General features: G+C 34.4%; 22 protein-coding genes and 5 tRNA genes. 24 read left to right on the top strand and 3 right to left on the bottom strand.

Annotation, left to right across the window (positions count from 1 at the left end):
• Positions 1-107: 107 nt before the first annotated feature.
• On the top strand, positions 108-1,088 hold the full coding sequence (locus BM239_RS13585; protein WP_092209568.1) for a PLP-dependent cysteine synthase family protein: 981 nt from the start codon (positions 108-110) through the stop codon (positions 1,086-1,088).
• A 14-nt stretch (positions 1,089-1,102) separates the two neighbouring features.
• On the opposite strand, the gene BM239_RS13590 is transcribed toward BM239_RS13585, so the two are convergent.
• From BM239_RS13590 to BM239_RS13600, 3 genes are read right to left on the bottom strand one after another with little or no spacing between them, the layout of a single operon-like run.
• A complete protein-coding gene (locus BM239_RS13590) occupies positions 1,103-1,486 on the bottom strand; it encodes a DUF3037 domain-containing protein (protein ID WP_092209570.1) in 384 nt (127 codons plus the stop codon).
• Positions 1,476-2,255, bottom strand: coding sequence for a HipA family kinase (locus BM239_RS13595; protein ID WP_092209572.1), 780 nt, complete (start codon positions 2,253-2,255; stop codon positions 1,476-1,478). Before BM239_RS13595 ends, BM239_RS13590 begins: the two co-directional genes overlap by 11 nt.
• Before the next feature lie 34 nt (positions 2,256-2,289).
• A complete protein-coding gene (locus BM239_RS13600) occupies positions 2,290-2,826 on the bottom strand; it encodes a CIA30 family protein (protein ID WP_245758245.1) in 537 nt (178 codons plus the stop codon).
• A 91-nt stretch (positions 2,827-2,917) separates the two neighbouring features.
• Here BM239_RS13600 and BM239_RS13605 point away from each other — a divergent pair, with 91 nt between their 5' ends.
• From BM239_RS13605 to rpoB, 23 genes are all read left to right on the top strand, one after another.
• Positions 2,918-4,189, top strand: a complete 1,272-nt coding sequence (locus BM239_RS13605) for a DUF2851 family protein (protein ID WP_092209576.1) — start codon at positions 2,918-2,920, stop codon at positions 4,187-4,189.
• A 15-nt stretch (positions 4,190-4,204) separates the two neighbouring features.
• Complete coding sequence (locus tag BM239_RS13610) at positions 4,205-4,432, top strand: PspC domain-containing protein (RefSeq protein WP_092209578.1); 228 nt, start codon at positions 4,205-4,207, stop codon at positions 4,430-4,432.
• 2 nt (positions 4,433-4,434) lie between these two features.
• Entirely contained in the window at positions 4,435-5,457 is a 1,023-nt protein-coding gene (locus tag BM239_RS13615; RefSeq protein ID WP_092209580.1) for a potassium channel family protein, read from the top strand.
• A gap of 95 nt (positions 5,458-5,552) precedes the next feature.
• Complete coding sequence (locus BM239_RS13620; RefSeq protein ID WP_092209582.1) at positions 5,553-7,622, top strand: amino acid carrier protein; 2,070 nt, start codon at positions 5,553-5,555, stop codon at positions 7,620-7,622.
• An 18-nt stretch (positions 7,623-7,640) separates the two neighbouring features.
• A complete protein-coding gene (locus tag BM239_RS13625; protein WP_092209584.1) occupies positions 7,641-8,510 on the top strand; it encodes a ComEA family DNA-binding protein in 870 nt (289 codons plus the stop codon).
• Positions 8,511-8,532: 22 nt separating this feature from the next.
• Positions 8,533-9,702, top strand: coding sequence for an acyl-CoA dehydrogenase family protein (locus BM239_RS13630; RefSeq protein ID WP_092209586.1), 1,170 nt, complete (start codon positions 8,533-8,535; stop codon positions 9,700-9,702).
• Between the two features lie 98 nt (positions 9,703-9,800).
• Positions 9,801-11,228, top strand: coding sequence for a carboxypeptidase-like regulatory domain-containing protein (locus BM239_RS13635; RefSeq protein ID WP_092209588.1), 1,428 nt, complete (start codon positions 9,801-9,803; stop codon positions 11,226-11,228).
• A 136-nt stretch (positions 11,229-11,364) separates the two neighbouring features.
• Positions 11,365-11,559, top strand: coding sequence for a 30S ribosomal protein S21 (rpsU, locus tag BM239_RS13640; protein WP_092209590.1), 195 nt, complete (start codon positions 11,365-11,367; stop codon positions 11,557-11,559).
• Between the two features lie 137 nt (positions 11,560-11,696).
• The gene (locus tag BM239_RS13645; protein ID WP_092209592.1) at positions 11,697-12,590 is read left to right on the top strand and encodes a tyrosine-type recombinase/integrase; all 894 of its coding nucleotides are present in this window, start codon (positions 11,697-11,699) and stop codon (positions 12,588-12,590) included.
• 38 nt (positions 12,591-12,628) lie between these two features.
• A complete protein-coding gene (gene hpf / locus BM239_RS13650; RefSeq protein ID WP_092209594.1) occupies positions 12,629-12,931 on the top strand; it encodes a ribosome hibernation-promoting factor, HPF/YfiA family in 303 nt (100 codons plus the stop codon).
• Between the two features lie 102 nt (positions 12,932-13,033).
• A tRNA-Thr gene (locus tag BM239_RS13655) sits at positions 13,034-13,107 on the top strand.
• A 40-nt stretch (positions 13,108-13,147) separates the two neighbouring features.
• Positions 13,148-13,229: transfer RNA gene (locus tag BM239_RS13660), tRNA-Tyr, on the top strand.
• 164 nt (positions 13,230-13,393) lie between these two features.
• Positions 13,394-13,466 (top strand) — tRNA-Gly (locus tag BM239_RS13665).
• Positions 13,467-13,607: 141 nt separating this feature from the next.
• Positions 13,608-13,679: transfer RNA gene (locus BM239_RS13670), tRNA-Thr, on the top strand.
• Between the two features lie 57 nt (positions 13,680-13,736).
• Positions 13,737-14,924: an elongation factor Tu gene (gene tuf, locus BM239_RS13675; protein WP_092209596.1), complete on the top strand. Its 1,188-nt coding sequence runs from the start codon at positions 13,737-13,739 to the stop codon at positions 14,922-14,924.
• 66 nt (positions 14,925-14,990) lie between these two features.
• Positions 14,991-15,063: transfer RNA gene (locus BM239_RS13680), tRNA-Trp, on the top strand.
• A 58-nt stretch (positions 15,064-15,121) separates the two neighbouring features.
• Positions 15,122-15,319, top strand: a complete 198-nt coding sequence (secE, locus tag BM239_RS13685) for a preprotein translocase subunit SecE (RefSeq protein WP_092209598.1) — start codon at positions 15,122-15,124, stop codon at positions 15,317-15,319.
• Positions 15,320-15,330: 11 nt separating this feature from the next.
• Positions 15,331-15,885: a transcription termination/antitermination protein NusG gene (gene nusG / locus BM239_RS13690; protein ID WP_092209600.1), complete on the top strand. Its 555-nt coding sequence runs from the start codon at positions 15,331-15,333 to the stop codon at positions 15,883-15,885.
• A 73-nt stretch (positions 15,886-15,958) separates the two neighbouring features.
• Positions 15,959-16,399, top strand: a complete 441-nt coding sequence (gene rplK, locus BM239_RS13695; RefSeq protein ID WP_092209602.1) for a 50S ribosomal protein L11 — start codon at positions 15,959-15,961, stop codon at positions 16,397-16,399.
• Between the two features lie 17 nt (positions 16,400-16,416).
• Positions 16,417-17,106 (top strand): 50S ribosomal protein L1, encoded by a 690-nt coding sequence (rplA, locus tag BM239_RS13700; protein WP_092209604.1) that lies wholly within the window; start codon positions 16,417-16,419, stop codon positions 17,104-17,106.
• A 19-nt stretch (positions 17,107-17,125) separates the two neighbouring features.
• On the top strand, positions 17,126-17,647 hold the full coding sequence (gene rplJ / locus BM239_RS13705) for a 50S ribosomal protein L10 (RefSeq protein WP_092209606.1): 522 nt from the start codon (positions 17,126-17,128) through the stop codon (positions 17,645-17,647).
• A gap of 65 nt (positions 17,648-17,712) precedes the next feature.
• Positions 17,713-18,087, top strand: a complete 375-nt coding sequence (gene rplL, locus BM239_RS13710; RefSeq protein ID WP_092209608.1) for a 50S ribosomal protein L7/L12 — start codon at positions 17,713-17,715, stop codon at positions 18,085-18,087.
• A 122-nt stretch (positions 18,088-18,209) separates the two neighbouring features.
• Positions 18,210-22,022: a DNA-directed RNA polymerase subunit beta gene (rpoB, locus tag BM239_RS13715; protein WP_092209610.1), complete on the top strand. Its 3,813-nt coding sequence runs from the start codon at positions 18,210-18,212 to the stop codon at positions 22,020-22,022.
• Positions 22,023-22,039: the final 17 nt, after the last annotated feature.

The raw sequence follows: 22,039 nt of genomic DNA on the forward strand, positions 1-22,039 counted from the left end.
TTCGTGCTTTCCTATCAAAATCATACCTTTGCAATTCTAATTTAAGAACGCATGTAAAAAGGTGCTCGTTATAGCTTAATTAGCACGATTACCTGAAATAATAACTTATGGATTACGCAGAAAATATACTAGAAACTATTGGTAACACACCTTTGGTGAAACTAAATAAACTAACAGCAGATTTGCCCTGTTTGGTACTTTCAAAATATGAAACTTTTAATCCTGGAAACTCTGTTAAAGACAGAATGGCATTAACCATGATTGAAGATGCGGAAGCTGATGGTCGTTTAAAACCTGGTGGAACTATTATAGAAGGAACATCGGGAAATACAGGAATGGGATTGGCGTTAGCTGCTATTGTAAAAGGTTACAAATGTATTTTTGTAATTTCAGATAAGCAGTCTAAAGAAAAAATGGATATTCTTCGCGCTGTTGGAGCGGAAGTCGTTGTGTGTCCTACAGATGTGGAGCCAGATGATCCACGAAGTTACTATTCCGTATCCAAACGTTTGGGTGAAGAAACGCCTAATTCTTGGTATGTTAATCAATATGATAATCCAAGTAATGCCAAAGCACATTACCAAAGCACAGGTCCAGAAATTTGGAAACAAACCGATGGAAAAATTACGCATTTCGTTGTTGGTGTTGGAACAGGAGGAACTATTTCGGGTGTTGGTAAATATTTAAAAGAGCAAAACCCGAATGTGAAAATTTGGGGAATTGATACCTACGGAAGTGTCTTTAAAAAATACCATGAAACAGGAATTTTTGATGAGAAAGAAATTTACCCGTATGTTACTGAAGGTATCGGAGAAGATATTCTACCAGAAAATGTGGATTTCAGTATTATAGATGGTTTTACTAAAGTAACCGATAAAGATGCTGCTATTTATACCCAGAAATTAGCCAAAGAGGAAGGTATGTTTTTAGGGAATTCGGCTGGAGCAGCAATAAAAGGTTTGTTACAGCTTAAAGAGCATTTTACCAAAGACGATTTAGTGGTTGTGTTGTTCCATGACCATGGCAGTCGTTATGTTGGTAAAATGTTTAACAACGAATGGATGGAGAAAATGGGTTATGTTGAATAAGCAATAACCTAATTTCATAATACAAACAATTCAAAGAGGCCTTCCAAGGTCTCTTTTGGATTTGTACAGAGTCCTGAGTGTGTTTTGGAGCATTGAAGAATGGTGCTTTTGGAAGCTGCCAACCATCTAAACCTATCAGAAACTTCCATTTTTTCAATAAGGCCACCAGAAGGATTGCCTTGGCAAACGGACTTCCAAGCTTTTAAATAACTCTCAACTTCAGCTATATCTATCTCGCTTGAAAATGCGGCTAGTTTTTTAGGATCTATACAATACTTTAAACCTAGAAATTTTTTCCGCTTCGAAAAAAGAATCACACCAATATTAAAGAATTCCTCCCGTTCAACTTTAGGAACCAATCTTATAATGGCATATTCAAAAGTAACGTTATCTAGCATCTTCAGCTTCTTTAACGAGTTTATCAATCATGGCAAGTTTGGCCTTTAAATAGGTTGCATAAGCTGCTCTCATGTCGTTTGGAGAAAACGCATCCGCGTCACTTTCAAGCCAATCTTCTGGGATTAATGAAATAATTTCTTCAATTTTTTTCGTGTTGAGGTGCGTTGTAATATATTGAGAAGCTTCGTTTAAGTTTTTAGCAAATTCCAAGAGTACATGATCTTTAATAAGTGGAAATGTTCTTGTTAAATGGCTTTCCCATGTTTGCCAGTTATGGTGAAAATAAAAACTGGCACCATTATCAATAACCCATAATTCTTTATTCCAACTTAAGAGGTTGGTGTTTTTAGCGGTTCGGTCAATATTACTAATGATGCTATCCATTAAAACTATTTTGGAAGCGGTCAAAGAATCAATAGCGGTTACTAACGGATCAAAAGTAATAGCACTAGATAAATAGTGAAGTCCGAGATTTAAACCCACACTAAATTTGAGTAAATCTTGAATTTCCTCATCAGGTTCGGTTTTGCTGAAGGAATCATCTAGATTCATAAACACCAATTCAGGCACATGTAAACCAATAGCGCGTGCAATTTCGCCACCAATAAATTCGGCTATCAATGCTTTTTTGCCTTGACCAGCACCTCTAAATTTTAAAACATACAAGAAGCCATCATCTGCTTTTACTATAGCAGGAAGCGAACCGCCTTCGCGCAACGGATTGATATATTGCACCACATTTACGTGTCGGATTTCTATTCTATTCATGAATGTGAAGATACTAAAAAGTTCAGATGAAAAGTTACTTTACTAAAACAATACTTTCAATTTCCAATTGGAATTTCTGTGGCTTTTTATTACCGATTAAAAAGCCAATTTCTGAAATTTTATTTCCTGCAAAAGTAGGTAGATCTAATTCGCGACCACGAAAAACAGCAGACATATCAGTAAAAGCAATATCTATGGTTTCCCAATTTCCGCTGGTTTTAAATGAAGCAGCATAGGAGAAATTTTGAGATTTATCAGATTTTAAACGAAATTGAAACGGACTACCATCGCCTTTTATTCGGATTCTTACATGTGTGAATTTTTCAGAAATTTTCATATCACAATCATGTCTTACAGATGAAAAACCACCATTATTTTCTAATGATATGTCTCCCTCAAAAACCCCATTTCCAGCTTCATTAATACTAAACGTGCCATTAGATTTTCCGCCCATTACCACATCATCAAGAATATACCAATCGGTTTGTTTACTATCTGTATTAAATTTATAAATTGTCATAGATGTCTGTGTCAGGAAAATTAAAGAGAGTAGCGTAATATTTTTCATCATGTGATTCTTTTTCTCTTAATTTCAGTTTTTGTAAAAATACGAAACTATTTGTAGAGCACTAAAATTGGTTTAAAATATGTAAATTAGAAGAATGCAAGAAGCGTTTTTACATTATTTGTGGCAATTTAAAAAGTTTCAGCTTTTGGATTTGAAAACAACTCAAGGGCAGCATATTACTGTGATAAATTCAGGTCAGCATAACCGGCTTTCTGGTCCTGATTTTTTTGCTGCACAACTTAAAATTGATAATCAGCTTTGGGCAGGAAATGTAGAAATTCATATTAAATCTAGCGATTGGTATGTACACCATCATGAAAAAGATTCAGCTTACCAAAATGTAATTCTTCATGTGGTTTGGGAGCATGATGCAGACGTATTTAGGAAAGATAATACCGCTTTGGCTACTTTAGAACTAAAGCACTACATCGATAAAAAATTACTAGATAATTATTACCACTTGTTCAGTAAAAAGCAAACTTGGATAAATTGCGAAAATGAGTTTGGTGATACCCCTGAATTTTTATTACAAAACTGGCTAGAACGATTATATGTAGAGCGTTTGGAGCGTAAATCTGTGGTTATTATTGATTTGTTAGAGCAGTCTAAAAATAATTGGGAAGCTGTTTTATTTATAATGCTTGCTAAAAACTTTGGGCTGAACATAAATGGAGATGCTTTTTTTAGCATGGCACAATCACTGGATTTTTCAGTTGTTAGAAAACATCAAAGCAAGCCAAATGAACTTGAAGCCTTATTTCTAGGGCAATCAGGTTTGTTAAATACTAAAAGTAGCGAGCCTTATGAGTTACATTTGATTGAGCTTTATCATTATTTAAAGCATAAGTATCAACTAAATAATAGTCATGTGCCACGACCAGAGTTTTTTAAGTTACGGCCACCTAATTTTCCAACCATACGCTTGTCTCAATTGGCAATTTTATACACAAAAAATGATACGCTGTTTTCTAGGATTTTGGAAATTAAAAAGTTGGAGCATTTTTACGAGCTTTTTCAAATAGGTTGTTCTGAATTTTGGAAAACACATTTCACATTTGAAACCACTTCTAAAACATCACATAAGGTTTTAACTAAAAATTTTATTAATCTGCTAATAATCAATACGGTTGTTCCTTTGAAATTTACTTACAATAAGAAGCAAGGAATAGATGAAATATCAGAACTTCTAGAATTAATGACTAAAATACCTGCAGAAAACAACACCATAACGAAGAAATTTTACAGGTTAAAAACCCTGCCAAATTCAGCAAATACATCTCAAGCATTATTGCAACTAAAGACGCAATATTGTAACCCAAATAAATGTTTGCAATGTGCAGTTGGTAGTCGCTTAATAATTAAATAATTATTACATTGCGTTATGAATTATTTTTACAATATTTTACATTATTTTCAAAAACGTGGGTATTATGTTTGCCAGCGTATTGCTGACCGTTTGGGTATTCGTGCTAAAGTGGTAAGAACCTCATTTATGTATCTCACTTTTGTAACATTAGGTTTTGGTTTTGCACTTTATTTATTCTTTGCATTCTGGATGCGTATTAAAGATTTATTATTTACAAAGCGTTCATCAGTTTTTGATTTATAAATATGAGAAATCTTGTTTTAAGCCTTTTTCGTTCTAAAATAATAACAGCTATTATTTTATTAGTTTTACTGCTTATTGTTGGTGTCGTTGGCTTTATGCTTATGTCGGGTTATCGTTGGGTTGATGCGCTTTACATGACGGTTATAACGGTAACAACGGTTGGGTTTGGGGAAGTGAGACCCTTGGATGATGCATCTAAAGTATTTACTATTTTTCTAATTCTTACAAGTGTCGTTATTGTTGGTTATGCTATTAGTGTGATTACAGAATATATTCTAAGTAAAAATAATTTTGAAGATTTAAAACAAAAGAAAATGCAAAAAAAGATTGATAATCTTTCTAGTCATATAATTATTTGTGGCTATGGCAGAAATGGCAAACAGGCTGCTCATAAATTAATGACTTATAAAAAACCGTTTGTAGTAATTGAGCGGAATAAAGATATAATTGAAAAATTTCAAAGTGAAATGGTACCCTTTGTCCATGGCAATGCTAATGAGGATGACATTCTTTTTCAAGCAGGAATTGACAGGGCTACCACGTTAATTTCCGCTTTACCTAATGATGCCGATAATTTATTTGTGGTATTGTCTGCACGCCAAATAAATAAAGACATGACTATTATTAGTCGAGCATCGCAAGAAACTTCTTATAATAAATTAAAATTAGCAGGTGCTAATAATGTTATTTTACCAGATAAAATTGGCGGAGACCACATGGCATCTTTAGTTGTGGTTCCAGACTTAATTGAATTTATTGATAATTTATCTATAGTTGGTAAATCCAATATTAATATCGAAGAAATTGCTGTAAGTAAGTTCTATGATACCACCGAAATTAGGACCATTCGCGATTTAGATTTGCGTAAAAAAACAGGTTGTAATGTTATAGGTTATAAAGATGGTAATGGCGATTATATTATTAATCCAGAGGCCGAACAGCGCTTAATGCCCAACTCTAAAGTTATTGTACTTGGAAGACCAGAACAAATTATGAAGCTTAATTCGGTATACAATATCACGTAATTGAATTTTGTTTTTAACAACAGATGTTTTAAAAACTCAATTTTTTTTAGCATCTTGTCCTACTAATTAAAAAAAACTAACTAATAAATAATCTTATGAAGAAAATTCTTCTTTCAATTCTTACTGTAATTCTGCCAATATTAGCGTTTGCTCAAGATTTTGAAATAGAAGGGGTTGTTTCTAACCCTTCAACTACTATAAACGATGGTGTTATAACGCTTAAAGTTACAGGCGGAGTCGAGCCTTACACGTATCGATGGAGTAACCAAAGTACGCCTTTAACTTCTAACAGAGCAATGGGTTTAACAGAAGGAATTTCCTATACTGTTGTGGTTACAGATGCTACTGGCGAAAGTAAAACAGCTGCTTTTAAAGTAGAAACTGAAGCTATAACAGAAGTATTTAACGGTACCATGACACCGGCAGTTAGTGCTTTAGGTTCGGTACTTTTTTGGGATCCTTTTGCAGCAATAGGTATATACGACCCTATCGTTTATGCAGATGTTAAGAATATTGGTATTCCAAATTGGACAAATGAAGTAGAGAATAAATATACGCTTAAAACATGGCTTAAAAATGAAGGAGAAAAAGTAACTAAAGATGAACCAATAGCTATTATTCAAGATAAATTAGGAAATGATATTACGGTAAATGCGTCAGCAAAAGGAACATTAAAACATTTAACTGCTGAAGGAAATGTTATTTTTAATTCGGATAATGCCGAGCACGTTATAGAGCAAGGCGCACATAATTTTGCTCAAGTTACCTATGATGAGCCTATTGTTTTAACACACCCTAACGGCGATCCGTTAACAAAGCCAATCTCATTTATTGTTATTTGGCTCGTATTTGGTGCACTATTTTTTACAATTAGAATGGGCTTTATTAATATCCGTGGGTTTGGACATGCAATTGATTTAGCTCGTGGAAAGTATGATGATCCGGATGCACCAGGACAAGTAACTCATTTTCAAGCTTTGGCTACAGCCGTTTCTGGAACAGTAGGTTTAGGTAATATTGCAGGTGTTGCGGTAGCTGTTTCGTTAGGAGGTGCAGGCGCAACATTTTGGATGATAGTTTGTGGGTTTTTAGGAATGTCTACTAAATTTGTTGAATGTACTTTAGGCGTAAAATATCGCGATATTTTACCAGATGGTCGCGTATTTGGTGGGCCTATGAATTATTTACGCTACGGACTTGAAAAACGCAATTTAAAAGGATTTGGTAAAGTGCTTGCAGGATTGTTTGCTGTTTTGGCTGTTGGTGCCTCCTTTGGTGGTGGTAATATGTTTCAAGCAAATCAATCTTTTGAGCAATTAGCAGGTCAGTTTCCTATGTTAGAAGGCAATGGCTTTTATTTTGGGATTATAACAGCTATTTTAGTAGGTGTTGTCATCATTGGAGGAATTAATAGTATTGCAAAAGTAACAGGTAGAGTGGTTCCAGTAATGGCTAGTATTTATGTTATTGCAGCATTGGCCGTTATTATTATGAATATTCAAAATATAGGTCCTGCTTTCACAGCAATTTATGAAGGTGCATTTAGCCCTTCAGCATTAAAAGGAGGTATTATAGGTGTTTTAATAGTTGGTTTTCAACGTGCCGCATTTTCTAATGAGGCAGGTGTTGGATCGGCTGCTATTGCACATAGTACAGCAAAAACCAATAATCCGCCTTCTGAAGGTTTTGTAGCTTTATTAGAGCCTTTTATTGATACAGTTGTTGTGTGTACATTAACTGCTTTAGTATTAATATTTACAGGAATGCATGAAGTAGAAGGGATGGCAGGTGCGCAATTAACGTCAGATGCTTTTGGTAGTCAAATATCTTGGTTTCCTTATGTGTTAGCCGTTGCCGTATTCTTGTTTGCTTTTTCAACCATGATTTCATGGTCGTATTATGGTATGAGAGCTTGGACGTATTTATTTGGAAAGAGTAAGAAAATTGAATTTATCTATAAAATGTTATTTTTAGTATTTGTAGTTATTGGCGCGTCCGTAAGTTTAGGTGCTGTTCTTGACTTCTCAGATATGATGATTTTAGCGATGTCATTCCCTAATATAATTGGACTTTATATTATGTCTAGTGAAGTGAAATTCGACTTAAGTGAGTACATTAAAAAAATTAAATCTAACCAATTATATAAGAAGTTGGAGAATAAGTAACCCAATAAATTTATAGTTATGAAATCCCATTTCACGTTTACTAAAAAACAGCGAAGTGGGATTTTTCTATTAGTTGTTTTAATGGTGATTTTACAAGTTTTATTTTATTTCTATAACAAGAAATTAGATGTATATGATAAAAAGAGAATTGTTAATACGCGACTTCAACAAGAAATAGATTCCTTAAAACTTGTTCAGATAGAAAACACTAAATTTAAAGTGTTTCCATTTAACCCAAATTACATTACCGATTACAAGGGATATACACTAGGTATGAGTGTTGAAGAAATTGACCGACTTCATGCATACAGAGCAACAAATAAATGGGTAAATTCGGCTACGGAATTTCAACAAGTCACGAAGGTGTCTGATTCGCTTTTGGCTATACTATCACCAAATTTTAAATTCCCAGAATGGGTTACTAATCCGAAGCCAAAATCTTTTAAAGCGAATAGTTATCATACTAAACCTAAATCTTTTTCAGAAAAAATAGATTTAAATACGGCAACTGCTTCACAATTAAAACGGGTTTACGGTATTGGTGATGCCTTATCAGAACGTATTGTTTCTTACCGTGAAAAGATAGGTGGTCAATTCATAGCGGATGTAGAGCTGACACAAGTTTATGGACTGTCACCTGAAGTCATTGAAAACGTTTTAGAGCAATTTACCGTGAAAACACCAAAACCCATTACCCGCTACAATATAAATACAGCTACACGAGACGAGTTAGTTACTATTCAATACATAGATTACGAAGTAGCCCACAACATTATCGAGCAACGAATTCTTTTAGATGGCTTTAAATCCTTGACCGATTTAACGAAAGTTAAAGACTTCCCTGTAAACAAGATTGAGATAATTACGTTATATTTGACACTCGAATAATGATAAAAAAAAACCAAAATTTATGAATACTATGTACTTCACCGAAGAGCATAACTTGTTTAGACAGAGCTTAAAAGATTTTTTACAGAAAGAAGTAGTTCCACATATTGAAAAATGGGAGAAAGAAGGGACGGTTGAACGTTTCATTTGGAAAAAGTTTGGAGAAATGGGCTTCTTTGGTGTTAATTACCCAGAAGCATATGGTGGATTAGATTTAGATTTATTTTATACCATTATTTTTCTCGAAGAATTACAAAAAGTAAATTCTGGCGGTTTTGCCGCTAATATGTGGGCACATGCCTATTTGGCTATGACCCATGTCAATGCTGAAGGAAGTGATGCTATTAAGGAAAAATATTTAACAGCTAGTATCTCTGGAGATATGATTGGTTGCCTTTGTGTAACAGAACCATTTGGTGGTAGTGATGTTGCAGGAATGCGCACGACTGCTGAAAAGAAAGGTGATACCTATGTGCTAAACGGATCTAAAACTTTTATTACAAATGGTGTTTATAGCGATTATCTAGTAGTTGCCGCTAAAACAAATCTGGAGTTAGGAAACAAAGGGATAAGTATGTTTATTATGGATCGTGATACACCTGGTATTTCGGCAACCAAATTAGATAAATTAGGGTGGCGTGCAAGCGATACGGCTGAAATAGCTTTTGATAATGTAACCATTCCTGCTGAAAATTTAATGGGAGAAGAAAACAAAGGATTCCCATACATTATGCAACACTTTGCCTTTGAGCGTTTAATTATGGGTGTCAATGCACATGCGCGAGCTGAATTTGCTTTAGATTATGCCAAACAATATATGAGTGAACGTTATGCGTTTGGTAAGAGTATTAATAAATTCCAAGCCTTACGTCATGCCTATTCAGATGCATATGCGCACATGGTGGTTTGTAAAGAGTTTAATTATTCGGTAACACACCGAATGAACAAAGGAGAATACGTGGTAAAAGAAGCCACAATTTCTAAATTACAATCTACCAAAATGGCCGATGAGGTTATCTACCAATGTCTTCAGTTTTTAGGTGGTTATGGTTATATGGAAGAGTATCCTATGGCGCGTTTATTGCGCGATAGCAGATTAGGTCCAATTGGAGGTGGTACGTCCGAGATTCTTCGTGAAATAATCGCGAAAATGACTTTGGACGGAAAAGATTATAAGCCAGCTACAAAATAAAAACCTAGTTGCTTTGGTGAAATAGGCTAAAAGAAATTGCCGCAAAATGACATTATCGGCAAAAGACTATAAGTCAGCATTAAGTAAATAAATTTTAAATGACAAATCGTTTGAAAACCTACATTTTAAGTGTCTTCCTAATTGTAATTGGAACATGTGCTTCAGCTCAAACCGAGTTAACAAACACGGTTTTGGAAGGGAGTACCTTTCAGCCTATAGAAAGCGCCAGCGTTTACATTAAAAATACCACTATTGGAACCGTAACAAACGCTGATGGTAAATTTTTATTAACCGTTCCAAACAAGTATAAAAAAGACACGTTGATAGTATCATCCATAGGTTTTAAAAGCTATAAAATTCCTGTAGATGAGTTTGATGCTGCTTTTGAAATTTATTTAGATGAAGACGTAGCATCTTTAGATGAAGTATTGTTAGTGGCAGAAACTAGACCAAAAACCGGTAAGGATATAGTTATGCGTGCTATAGAAGAACTACCAGAAAATCTACCAGATTCATCCTATTTACAAAAAGGCTTTATGCGTCATAAAGAGCGTAATAAAAAAGAATTCAAATGGCTCATTGAAAGTGCTATTACTTTATACGACTCTAGTTATATGACCAACACGGCAGAAAATCTTAAAATTAATGTCGACCAAGTAAGAAAAAGTTATGATTTAAGAGATGTAGATAGTTTATTGGCATACACATCGTATTTAAAATTTAAGAACAAGAACATCAGGTTTTCAAAAAATAATTTAAAACGAGACACTATCCAAAAGCGTTCTTTAGTAAAAGCTATAAAATGGAATGATAATCGAACCAACGGACTGGAAACCTTATTCCAAGGAAAATTGAATATGGTGCGTAATTCAGGAAGTTCACGTGCATTATTTGGTGAAGATATCATGAGCAAACACCAATTTGAATTAGATACAATTCTTGTAGAAAACGATAGAAAAATATACAAAATTAAAATTTCAGAAAGTTTTGAATATGTAAATTTAGAAACGCCTGGAATTTTTAATGATGGCTATCATCCAAAAGGCTGGATTTATATTTATTGGGATACTTATGCCATTAAAAAAATTGAATATGAATTGGTTGCAGCCTCCAAAGCACAGCGTAGCAGAAGTAAAACATTGTATGATACAGATATAACGCATAAATTGGTTTTAACTTACAAGGAGTATCAGGATAAAATGTATTTAAATTATGTGTACTATGAAACGCCAAAATTGGTTAATGTAGGCGTTGCTATTGATGATCCTAAAACTGAAATTGACGAATCGGCAATCAATAAAGACGAGCGCTATTACTATACGGTTCAAGAAATTCTGTTCACCGAAATTATTACCGATGATACGCAAGTAAAGACAGTCTTGTCGCAGCCATGGGATGCCGATTTGTTTTCGCCAAAACCTTATGATAAAGAATTTTGGAAGAACTACAATACCCTATTGGAAAGCAAAGAAGAAGAAAAACTCATCCAAGATTTAACCAAGCGTTACGCTTTGTTTAAAGAATGACCTCTAAATTTCACAATCAGAATTCATTTTTAAACTTTAAATTAAAGTTTACATTTTTTTATTTTTTTATTGCGCAATTTAAAATTGTTAGTATTTTTGCATCCTGAAAATTCTAAAAGAGAGGAGGTTAAGAACTATGTTAATTATACCAATTAAAGAAGGAGAAAATATAGATAGAGCGCTAAAACGTTACAAACGAAAGTTTGATAAAACAGGAACAAAACGTGCTTTAAATGCGCGCAAGCAGTTTACAAAGCCTTCAGTAGAGCACAGAGCTCAAATTCAGAAAGCCCAGTACATACAGCGTTTAAGAGATCAAGAGAATATCTAATCTTAAAAATGATAATAACAAAAATCCTGCAATCATGCAGGATTTTTTTTGCTTTAAATTTAAATACCAATTAATCTTTGTAGATTTACCTGTAAGCAATTAATAAAAATGCATACCACCATATAATTCATATTAACATGTCATTGAAACCTTTTCTTGATTATTTGCTTTTGGAAAAACACTATTCCAAGCTAACTGTGAAAGCCTATGAAAAAGATTTAAATGATTTTCTCACTTTTTTATCAGAAACCTATCAATCTAATGATATGTTATCTGTTAATTATCCAGAAATCAGGAATTGGATTGTTAGTTTGGTAGATTCTAAATTGAGTAACCGATCTATAAACAGAAAAGTTTCTGCATTAAATTCCTTTTACAAATTTCAATTAAAACTGGGTGATATTGAAATGAATCCGCTTTCTAAACATAAAGCCCTAAAAACAAGTAAAAAAATACAAATTCCATTTTCGGAAGTTGAAATTGCTTCTGTTTTAGATGAATTAAATTTCGATACTAGTTTTGAAGGTATAAGGAATAAACTGATTATTGAACTTTTTTATTCTACAGGAATTCGTCGGATTGAATTAGTAGAAATTCAATTGAATCAAATAGATACATCCAATCAAACCTTAAAGGTTTTAGGTAAGCGAAATAAGGAGCGCATTATTCCATTATTGGATTCTGTAATGAAAACAATTATGCAGTATTTAGAAGTTAGGAAGACGTTAGAAATTATAGTGGATACTAACCATTTCTTTTTAACCCAAAAAGGCGTTAAAATTTATGAAACGCTTGTCTACCGAATAATAAATGATTATTTTAGTTTAGCATCTTCAAAAGTTAAAAAGAGTCCACATATTTTAAGGCATTCATTTGCCACTCATTTACTAAATCAAGGTGCCGATTTAAATGCTGTAAAAGAATTACTTGGTCATTCTAGTTTAGCTGCTACACAAATATATACACATAATAGTATATCCGAATTAAAAAAAGTGTACCTAAAAGCGCATCCTCGAGGTCAGGAAAAATAACAGCAAAATTGATTGTTTAATATTAAAAATAGAACCGTATGAAAGTAAACACCCAATCCGTTAATTTTAATGCAGATCAGAAATTGTTAAACTTCATTCAGAAGCGCATGGACAAGTTAGATTTATATTACGATAAAGTTATACAATCAGATGTTTATTTAAAAGTAGAAAACACGAGTGATAAGGCGAACAAAATTTTTGAAGCACGGGTAAATGTTCCAGGAGATAGTTTTGTTGTCAAAAAGCAATGCAAAACATTTGAAGAAGGTGTAGATACGGCTGTAGCCTCACTAGAACGTCAACTAAAGAAGCGAAAAGAAAAATTAAGATCACATTTATGATAAAATTTTTGAAAAAATGTTTTGAATAAAAAAATAATTCTATACATTTGCAGTCCGTTAGAAATAGCGGGCTTTTTTTTAGCTCGGAAAAGATGCTAAAAAGCCGATGTAGCTCAGCTGGCTAGAGCAGCTGATTTGTAATCAGCAGGTCGTGGGTTCGAGTCCCTCCATCGGCTCAAAAAAAAGTTTTTTTTGAAATATTGAATTAAAGTGATTGGGGAGATACTCAAGCGGCCAACGAGGGCAGACTGTAAATCTGCTGACTACGTCTTCGCAGGTTCGAATCCTGCTCTCCCCACGAAATTTTTAAATAGTAGTTGTTAGAAATTTATTTTGTAAAACTGTGTTTTAAAAGTTTATGTAAGGAGTCATTCTTACGGACCGCCAACAAAGTTGGCAATCCAACAAAACATGAAAATTTGAAATATTGAAAACCATTAACTGGTAAAGCAGTTATAAAATGCGAGAGTAGCTCAGTTGGTAGAGCGTCAGCCTTCCAAGCTGAATGTCGCCGGTTCGAACCCGGTCTCTCGCTCTAAATGAGTTGCAAGTTTAAAGTGTCGTTTTTCAAATGTTTTGGAATTAATTGACGATGCTAGAGACTGCAAGTTTTGAGTTCTTTTAGCTAGGATTTTAATCTGAAACTTTAAACCTAAAACTTTAAACCTGAAAAAACGCCGGTGTAGCTCAGGGGTAGAGCGTTTCCTTGGTAAGGAAGAGGCCACGGGTTCAATTCCCGTCATTGGCTCTTTAAAAAAATTGAATAATTAAGTACTAATATAAATAAGATTAAAATAAATTAAACATGGCAAAGGCAACTTTCGATCGTTCAAAACCACACCTTAACATAGGTACTATTGGACACGTAGATCACGGTAAAACAACTTTAACTGCTGCTATTACTAAAGTATTAGCTGATGCAGGTTTTTCAGAAGCAAGATCATTTGATCAAATTGATAACGCTCCAGAAGAGAAAGAAAGAGGTATTACAATTAACACTTCACACGTAGAATACGCGACGCAAAATCGTCACTATGCACACGTTGACTGTCCAGGTCACGCGGATTACGTAAAAAACATGGTAACAGGTGCTGCTCAAATGGATGGCGCTATATTAGTTGTTGCTGCAACAGATGGTCCTATGCCACAAACACGTGAGCACATTTTATTAGGTCGTCAGGTAGGTATTCCTCGTATTGTTGTATTCATGAATAAAGTGGATATGGTTGATGATGAAGAATTAATTGAGTTAGTTGACATGGAAGTTAGAGATTTGCTTTCTTTCTATGAGTACGATGGTGATAATGGACCTGTTATTGCTGGTTCTGCATTAGGTGCTTTAAATGGTGAGCAAAAATGGGTTGATACAGTTCTTGAATTAATGGAAGCTGTTGATAACTGGATCGAAGAGCCTACTCGTGATATGGATAAGCCTTTCTTAATGCCTATTGAAGATGTATTCTCAATTACTGGTCGTGGTACTGTTGCTACTGGTCGTATTGAAACAGGTGTTGCTAATACAGGTGACCCAGTTGAAATCATTGGTATGGGTGCTGGAAAAATAAACTCTACAATTACTGGTATTGAAATGTTCCGTCAAATTCTTGATAGAGGTGAAGCTGGTGATAATGCAGGTATCTTATTAAGAGGTATTGAGAAAACTCAAATCTCTAGAGGTATGGTAATCTGTAAGCCAGGTTCTGTAACACCACATGCTAAATTTAAAGCTGAGGTTTATATCTTGAAAAAAGAAGAAGGTGGTCGTCATACACCATTCCACAATAACTACCGTCCACAATTTTACGTTCGTACAACGGATGTAACTGGTAACATTGCTTTACCTGAAGGTGTTGAGATGGTTATGCCTGGAGATAACTTAACAATCCACGTTGAGTTAATTCAACCAATTGCAATGAATGTTGGTCTACGTTTCGCTATTCGTGAAGGAGGTAGAACAGTTGGTGCAGGTCAGGTAACTGAAATTTTAGATTAATTATTATTATCTAATAAATATAGAGTTAAGGTATTTCGTTTTTTCGGAATACCTTGACTTGTATTTACGGGTTTAGCTCAGTTGGTAGAGCACTGGTCTCCAAAACCAGGTGTCGGGAGTTCGAGTCTCTCAACCCGTGCAATTTATGAAGTATGCATTTTATGATTGCTTCTTAAAAATTAAAAACATATTAAACAATGGCTGGAATTGCAAACTATATAAAAGAATCATTTGGAGAACTGAAAAACAATGTTACTTGGCCTACATGGGCAGAAGGACAAAAGTTAACGGTTTTAGTAGCGGTGTTCTCTATCATTTTTTCACTAGCTATTTGGGGAATTGATACAGTGTTCAGCAAAGCAATAGGATTTTACTTTCATTGGATTAACGGTTAAAATAAAATTTTATGTCTGAAGGAAATGAAAAAAAGTGGTATGTCGTTAGAGCTGTAAGTGGTCAAGAAAACAAAATTAAAGCTTACATAGAAACTGAAATTGCACGATTAGGATATGAGGATTTTGTTGAGCAGGTTTTAGTTCCAACGGAAACAGTAATCCAAATACGTAACGGTAAGAAAACAAACAAAGAAAAAGTTTATTTCCCAGGTTACATCATGATAAAAGCCAACTTAACAGGAGAAATTCCTCATATTATTAAATCGGTAACAAATGTTATTGGTTTTTTAGGAGAAACAAAAGGAGGAGATCCTGTGCCGTTAAGACAGTCTGAAGTTAACAGAATGTTAGGAAAAGTTGATGAGTTATCATTAGAAGCTGATACAAATGTGGCTATCCCGTTTAATATTGGCGAAACAGTTAAAGTTATTGATGGGCCATTTAATGGATTTGATGGAACTATCGAAAAAATTAATGAAGAAAAGCGTAAGCTTGAAGTTATGGTGAAAATTTTCGGAAGAAAAACACCATTAGAGTTAAGCTATATGCAAGTAGAAAAAGTATAATAATTGTTACAAACATAACGTGTAATCTTAAGCTTCATTCAAATAAGATTGCAACAAAACTAAATTATTAAAAATGGCAAAAGAGTTAAGTAAAGTAGTTAAACTACAAGTAAGGGGAGGTGCAGCGAATCCGTCGCCACCGGTTGGACCCGCTTTAGGTGCCGCTGGAGTTAATATCATGGAGTTCTGTAAGCAGTTTAATGCTAGAACACAAGATAGACCTGGTAAAGTTTTACCAGTGGTTATTATGGTATACAAAGACAAATCATTTGACTTTGTTATCAAAACACCTCCTGCAGCTGTACAATTATTAGAAGCGGCCAAACTTAAAAAGGGTTCAGGAGAACCACACATTAAAAAAGTAGCAAAAGTTTCTTGGGATCAGGTTAGAACCATAGCTGAAGATAAAATGCAAGATTTAAATGCATTTACAATTGAAGCTGCCATGACAATGGTTGCAGGTACTGCTAGATCAATGGGTATAACTGTTAAAGGTGGTACTGCCCCTAATTAATCTAAAAAAATTGTAAAATGGCAAGATTAACAAAGAAACAAAAAGAAGCTGTAGCAAAAATCGAAAAAGGAAGAGTTTACTCTATCGATGAAGCTTCAGCGTTAATAAAAGAAATAACCAATACCAAGTTTGATGCATCTGTTGATTTGGCTATCCGTTTAGGAGTAGACCCAAGAAAAGCAAATCAAATGGTAAGAGGGGTTGTAACCCTTCCACATGGTACTGGTAAAGACGTAAAAGTTTTAGCATTAGTAACACCAGATAAAGAGGCAGAAGCTAAAGAAGCTGGTGCAGACTATGTAGGTTTAGATGAGTACCTTGATAAAATTAAAGGTGGTTGGACAAACGTAGATGTTATTGTAACAATGCCTAGTGTTATGGGTAAATTAGGTCCTCTAGGACGTGTATTAGGTCCTCGTGGTTTAATGCCTAACCCTAAAACAGGTACAGTAACAATGGACATTGGTAAAGCTGTTAGCGATGTGAAATCTGGTAAAATTGACTTTAAAGTTGATAAAACAGGAATTGTACACGCATCAATTGGAAAAGCATCTTTCAGTGCTGATAAAATTGCAGGCAATGCAAACGAATTATTACAAACAATAATGAAACTTAAGCCAACTGCTGCTAAAGGAGTTTATGTGAAAAGCATCTATATGTCTAGTACCATGAGCCCAAGTTTAGCTGTAGAAACTAAAATTGGTTAAGTAGTTTAAAACTTTTATTATGACTAGAGAAGAAAAATCACAAGTAATCGAAGAATTAACTGCGCAATTAGCCAATAATACTATTATTTATTTAGCAGATATTTCCGGATTAAATGCAGGATCGACATCAGATTTACGTCGTGCTTGTTTTAAGGCAAATATAAAATTGGCCGTAGTTAAAAATACCTTGCTTGAAAAAGCAATGGAGGCATCAGATAAAGATTTTGGTAACCTTCCTTCAACATTAAAAGGAAATACCTCTATCATGTACTCTGAAGTTGGTAATGCACCTGCCAAAGTAATTCAAAACTTCCGTAAAAAATCATCTATGCCTCTTTTAAAAGGCGCATTTATTGAGGAAGCTATTTACATTGGTGACGAAAACCTAGACGCTTTAGTAAACATTAAATCTAAAGAAGAAGTTATTGGTGATATTATTGGCTTATTACAATCTCCAGCTAAAAATGTTATTTCAGCACTTAAATCAAGTGGTGGTAAATTAGCAGGAATTATGAAAACACTATCTGAAAAAGAAGGATAGTATTAAATAGTACGCACTTAATTACAATTATATTATTATTAAAAATTTATTAAAACGATAGAAAAATGGCAGATTTAAAAGATTTCGCAGAACAATTAGTAAACTTAACAGTAAAAGAAGTTAACGAATTAGCAACTATATTAAAAGATGAGTATGGTATCGAGCCTGCAGCTGCTGCTGTAGCTATGGCTGGTCCTGCTGCTGGTGGTGGAGACGCTGCTGAAGAGCAAACTGAATTTGATGTAATCCTTAAAGCGGCTGGTGGTTCTAAATTAGCAGTTGTAAAATTAGTTAAAGAATTAACTGGTTTAGGATTAAAAGAAGCTAAAGAATTAGTTGATGGTGCTCCAAGCCCTATCAAAGAAGGTGTTTCTAAAGATGAAGCAGAAGCTCTTAAAACTCAATTAGAGGAAGCAGGAGCAGAGGTTGAGCTTAAGTAATTTAAGCACTCAAAAACATTACGGTTTAGGTCTGAAGTGAACACTTTTAGGCCTAGACCATTTTGCGTATATAATCGTTACATACGCTATTTTATTTTTTTTAATCAAAATTCCGCCCATTGATGTTAGCAAAACAAGCTGAAAGATTAAATTTCTCGTCTATTATTAATAGAACAGAATATCCTGACTTTATGGATATTCAGATAAAATCCTTCCAGGATTTTTTCCAGCTAGAAACTAAATCTGAAGAAAGAGGAGACGAAGGTTTATACAACACCTTTTTGGAAAACTTCCCAATTACAGACACACGTAATCAATTTGTTTTAGAATTTTTAGATTACTTTATTGATCCACCACGTTATACTATAGAAGAATGTATAGAACGCGGACTTACATACAGCGTACCGCTTAAGGCTAGACTTAAATTGTACTGTACAGACCCTGAACATGAGGATTTCGAGACCATTGTTCAAGATGTGTATTTAGGAACAATTCCTTACATGACACCTTCTGGTACTTTTTGTATCAATGGTGCAGAGCGTGTAGTTGTATCACAGTTACACAGGTCACCAGGTGTATTCTTTGGTCAATCATTCCATGCCAATGGAACAAAATTATATTCGGCCAGAGTTATTCCGTTTAAAGGGTCATGGATTGAATTCGCAACAGACATCAATCAAGTGATGTATGCGTATATCGATCGTAAGAAAAAATTACCTGTAACTACGTTATTCAGAGCCATTGGTTTTGAACGTGATAAAGATATTTTAGAAATTTTTGACCTTGCAGAAGAGATTAAGGTTTCTAAAGCTGGACTTAAAAAAGTATTAGGTCGTAAGCTTGCAGCACGTGTGCTTAACACATGGCATGAGGATTTTGTTGATGAAGATACTGGTGAAGTAGTATCAATTGAACGTAACGAGATAGTATTAGATCGTGATACCGTTCTAGATAAAGATAATATTGAAGAAATTCTTGAAACAAGTGTAAAAACAATTCTATTACACAAAGAAAGTGCTCAACAAGGAGATTACGCAATTATTCACAATACCTTACAAAAAGATCCAACAAACTCTGAAAAAGAGGCTGTTGAACATATATACCGTCAATTACGTAATGCTGAACCGCCAGATGAGGAAACAGCTCGAGGTATAATTGATAAATTATTCTTTTCAGATCAACGTTACTCTTTAGGAGAAGTAGGTCGTTATAGAATGAACAAAAAATTAGGTCTTGATATTGGAATGGATAAGCAAGTGCTTACTAAAGAAGATATCATTACTATCATTAAATATTTAATAGAGCTTATCAACTCTAAAGCGGAGATTGATGATATTGACCACTTATCTAATCGTCGTGTACGTACAGTAGGTGAGCAATTATCTCAACAATTTGGTGTTGGTTTAGCACGTATGGCACGTACTATCCGTGAGCGTATGAATGTGCGTGATAACGAAGTATTTACGCCTATCGATTTAATTAATGCCAAGACTTTATCGTCGGTTATTAATTCTTTCTTTGGCACCAACCAGTTATCGCAATTTATGGATCAAACCAATCCTCTTGCCGAAATTACGCACAAGCGTCGTCTATCAGCATTAGGACCAGGAGGTTTATCAAGAGAGCGTGCAGGTTTTGAGGTTCGTGACGTTCACTACACACACTATGGACGTTTATGTCCAATTGAAACACCTGAAGGACCAAACATTGGTTTAATTTCTTCACTTTCTGTATTTGCTAAAGTGAATTCTATGGGATTCATTGAAACACCATACCGTAAAGTAACAGATGGAGTTGTAGATATTAAGAGCACACCTACATATTTAAGTGCTGAAGAAGAAGAAGAAAAGTTAATTGCACAAGCAACTGTTAAGGTTGACGACAATGGTAAAATTTTACATGATAAGGTTATTGCTCGTATGGAAGGTGACTTCCCAGTTATTGAACCTACCAAAGTAGATTATACAGATGTTGCACCAAACCAAATTGCATCTATTTCGGCTTCACTTATTCCATTCTTGGAGCATGATGATGCTAACCGTGCATTAATGGGATCTAACATGATGCGTCAGGCCGTACCATTATTACGTCCGCAAGCACCAATTGTTGGAACAGGATTAGAAAGACAAGTAGCATCGGATTCTCGTGTTTTAATAAACGCAGAAGGAAGCGGTGTTGTAGAATATGTTGATGCTAACGAAATTACTATCAAATACGATAGAACAGAAGACGAAGCCAAAGTAAGCTTTGATAGTGAGACAAAAACATATCCACTTGTTAAGTTCAGAAAAACAAACCAAGGAACATCTATTAATTTAAAACCAATTGTTCAAAAAGGTGATAAAATTAAGAAAGGTCAAGTTCTTTGTGAAGGTTATGCCACGCAAAAAGGAGAATTAGCTTTAGGACGAAATATGAAAGTAGCCTTTATGCCTTGGAAAGGGTATAACTTTGAGGATGCAATTGTAATTTCTGAAGAAGTGGTTAGAAATGATGTATTTACATCCATTCATATTGATGAATATTCATTAGAAGTTCGTGATACTAAATTAGGTAACGAAGAATTGACTAATGATATTCCTAACGTTTCAGAAGAAGCGACTAAAGATTTGGATGAACATGGTATGATTCGTGTTGGAGCAGAAGTAAAACCTGGTGATATTCTTATTGGTAAAATTACACCAAAAGGAGAATCCGATCCAACACCTGAAGAAAAATTACTACGTGCTATTTTTGGAGATAAAGCAGGTGATGTTAAAGATGCATCATTAAAAGCATCTCCTTCATTAAATGGTGTTGTAATTGATAAAAAATTATTTGCTCGTGCGGTTAAAGATAAGCGCAAGAGAGCTCAAGATAAAGAAGATATTGCTGCATTAGAAGCATTATATTTTAAAAAGTTTGACGATTTACAAGATATTTTAGTTGAAAAACTTTTTAACATTGTAAGCGGTAAAACAGCTCAAGGTGTTTATAATGATTTAGGTGAAGAAGTTTTACCAAAAGGTAAAAAATATACACTTAAAATGTTAAATGCTGTAGATGATTACACGCACCTTACATCTGGGTCTTGGACAACAGATGATTACACTAATAAATTAGTAGCTGATTTAATCCATAACTACAAAATTAAAGAAAACGACTTGCAAGGTTCTTTGCGTCGTGAGAAGTTTACAATTTCTGTAGGTGATGAATTACCAGCTGGTATTATCAAACTTGCTAAAGTTTACATTGCTAAAAAACGTAAACTTAAAGTAGGTGATAAAATGGCAGGTCGTCATGGTAATAAAGGTATTGTTGCGCGTATTGTTCGTCAAGAAGATATGCCATTCCTTGAAGACGGAACACCTGTTGATATTGTTTTAAATCCACTTGGTGTACCATCTCGTATGAACATCGGTCAGATTTATGAAACAGTTCTTGGTTGGGCTGGTCAAAAATTAAACCGTACATATGCAACACCTATTTTTGATGGTGCAACCCTAGATCAAATTAATGAATTTACAGATGAAGCTGGAATTCCAAGATTTGGACATACCTATTTATACGATGGTGGAACAGGAAACCGATTTGATCAACCAGCAACCGTAGGTGTTATCTACATGCTGAAACTAGGTCATATGGTTGACGATAAAATGCACGCACGTTCTATTGGACCGTACTCATTAATTACGCAACAACCACTTGGTGGTAAAGCACAATTTGGTGGTCAGCGTTTTGGAGAAATGGAAGTTTGGGCACTAGAAGCTTATGGTGCGTCTGCAACATTAAGAGAAATATTGACAGTTAAATCTGATGATGTCATTGGACGCGCTAAAACATACGAAAGTATTGTTAAAGGAGAGCCAATGCCTGAACCTGGTTTACCAGAATCATTCAACGTACTTATGCATGAATTGAAAGGTTTAGGACTAGACATTAGATTAGAAGAGTAAAAAAATAGTTGTTAGTC

Source organism: Algorimicrobium echini, from assembly GCF_900115185.1.
GTDB classification, from domain to species: Bacteria; Bacteroidota; Bacteroidia; order Flavobacteriales; family Flavobacteriaceae; genus Algorimicrobium; species Algorimicrobium echini.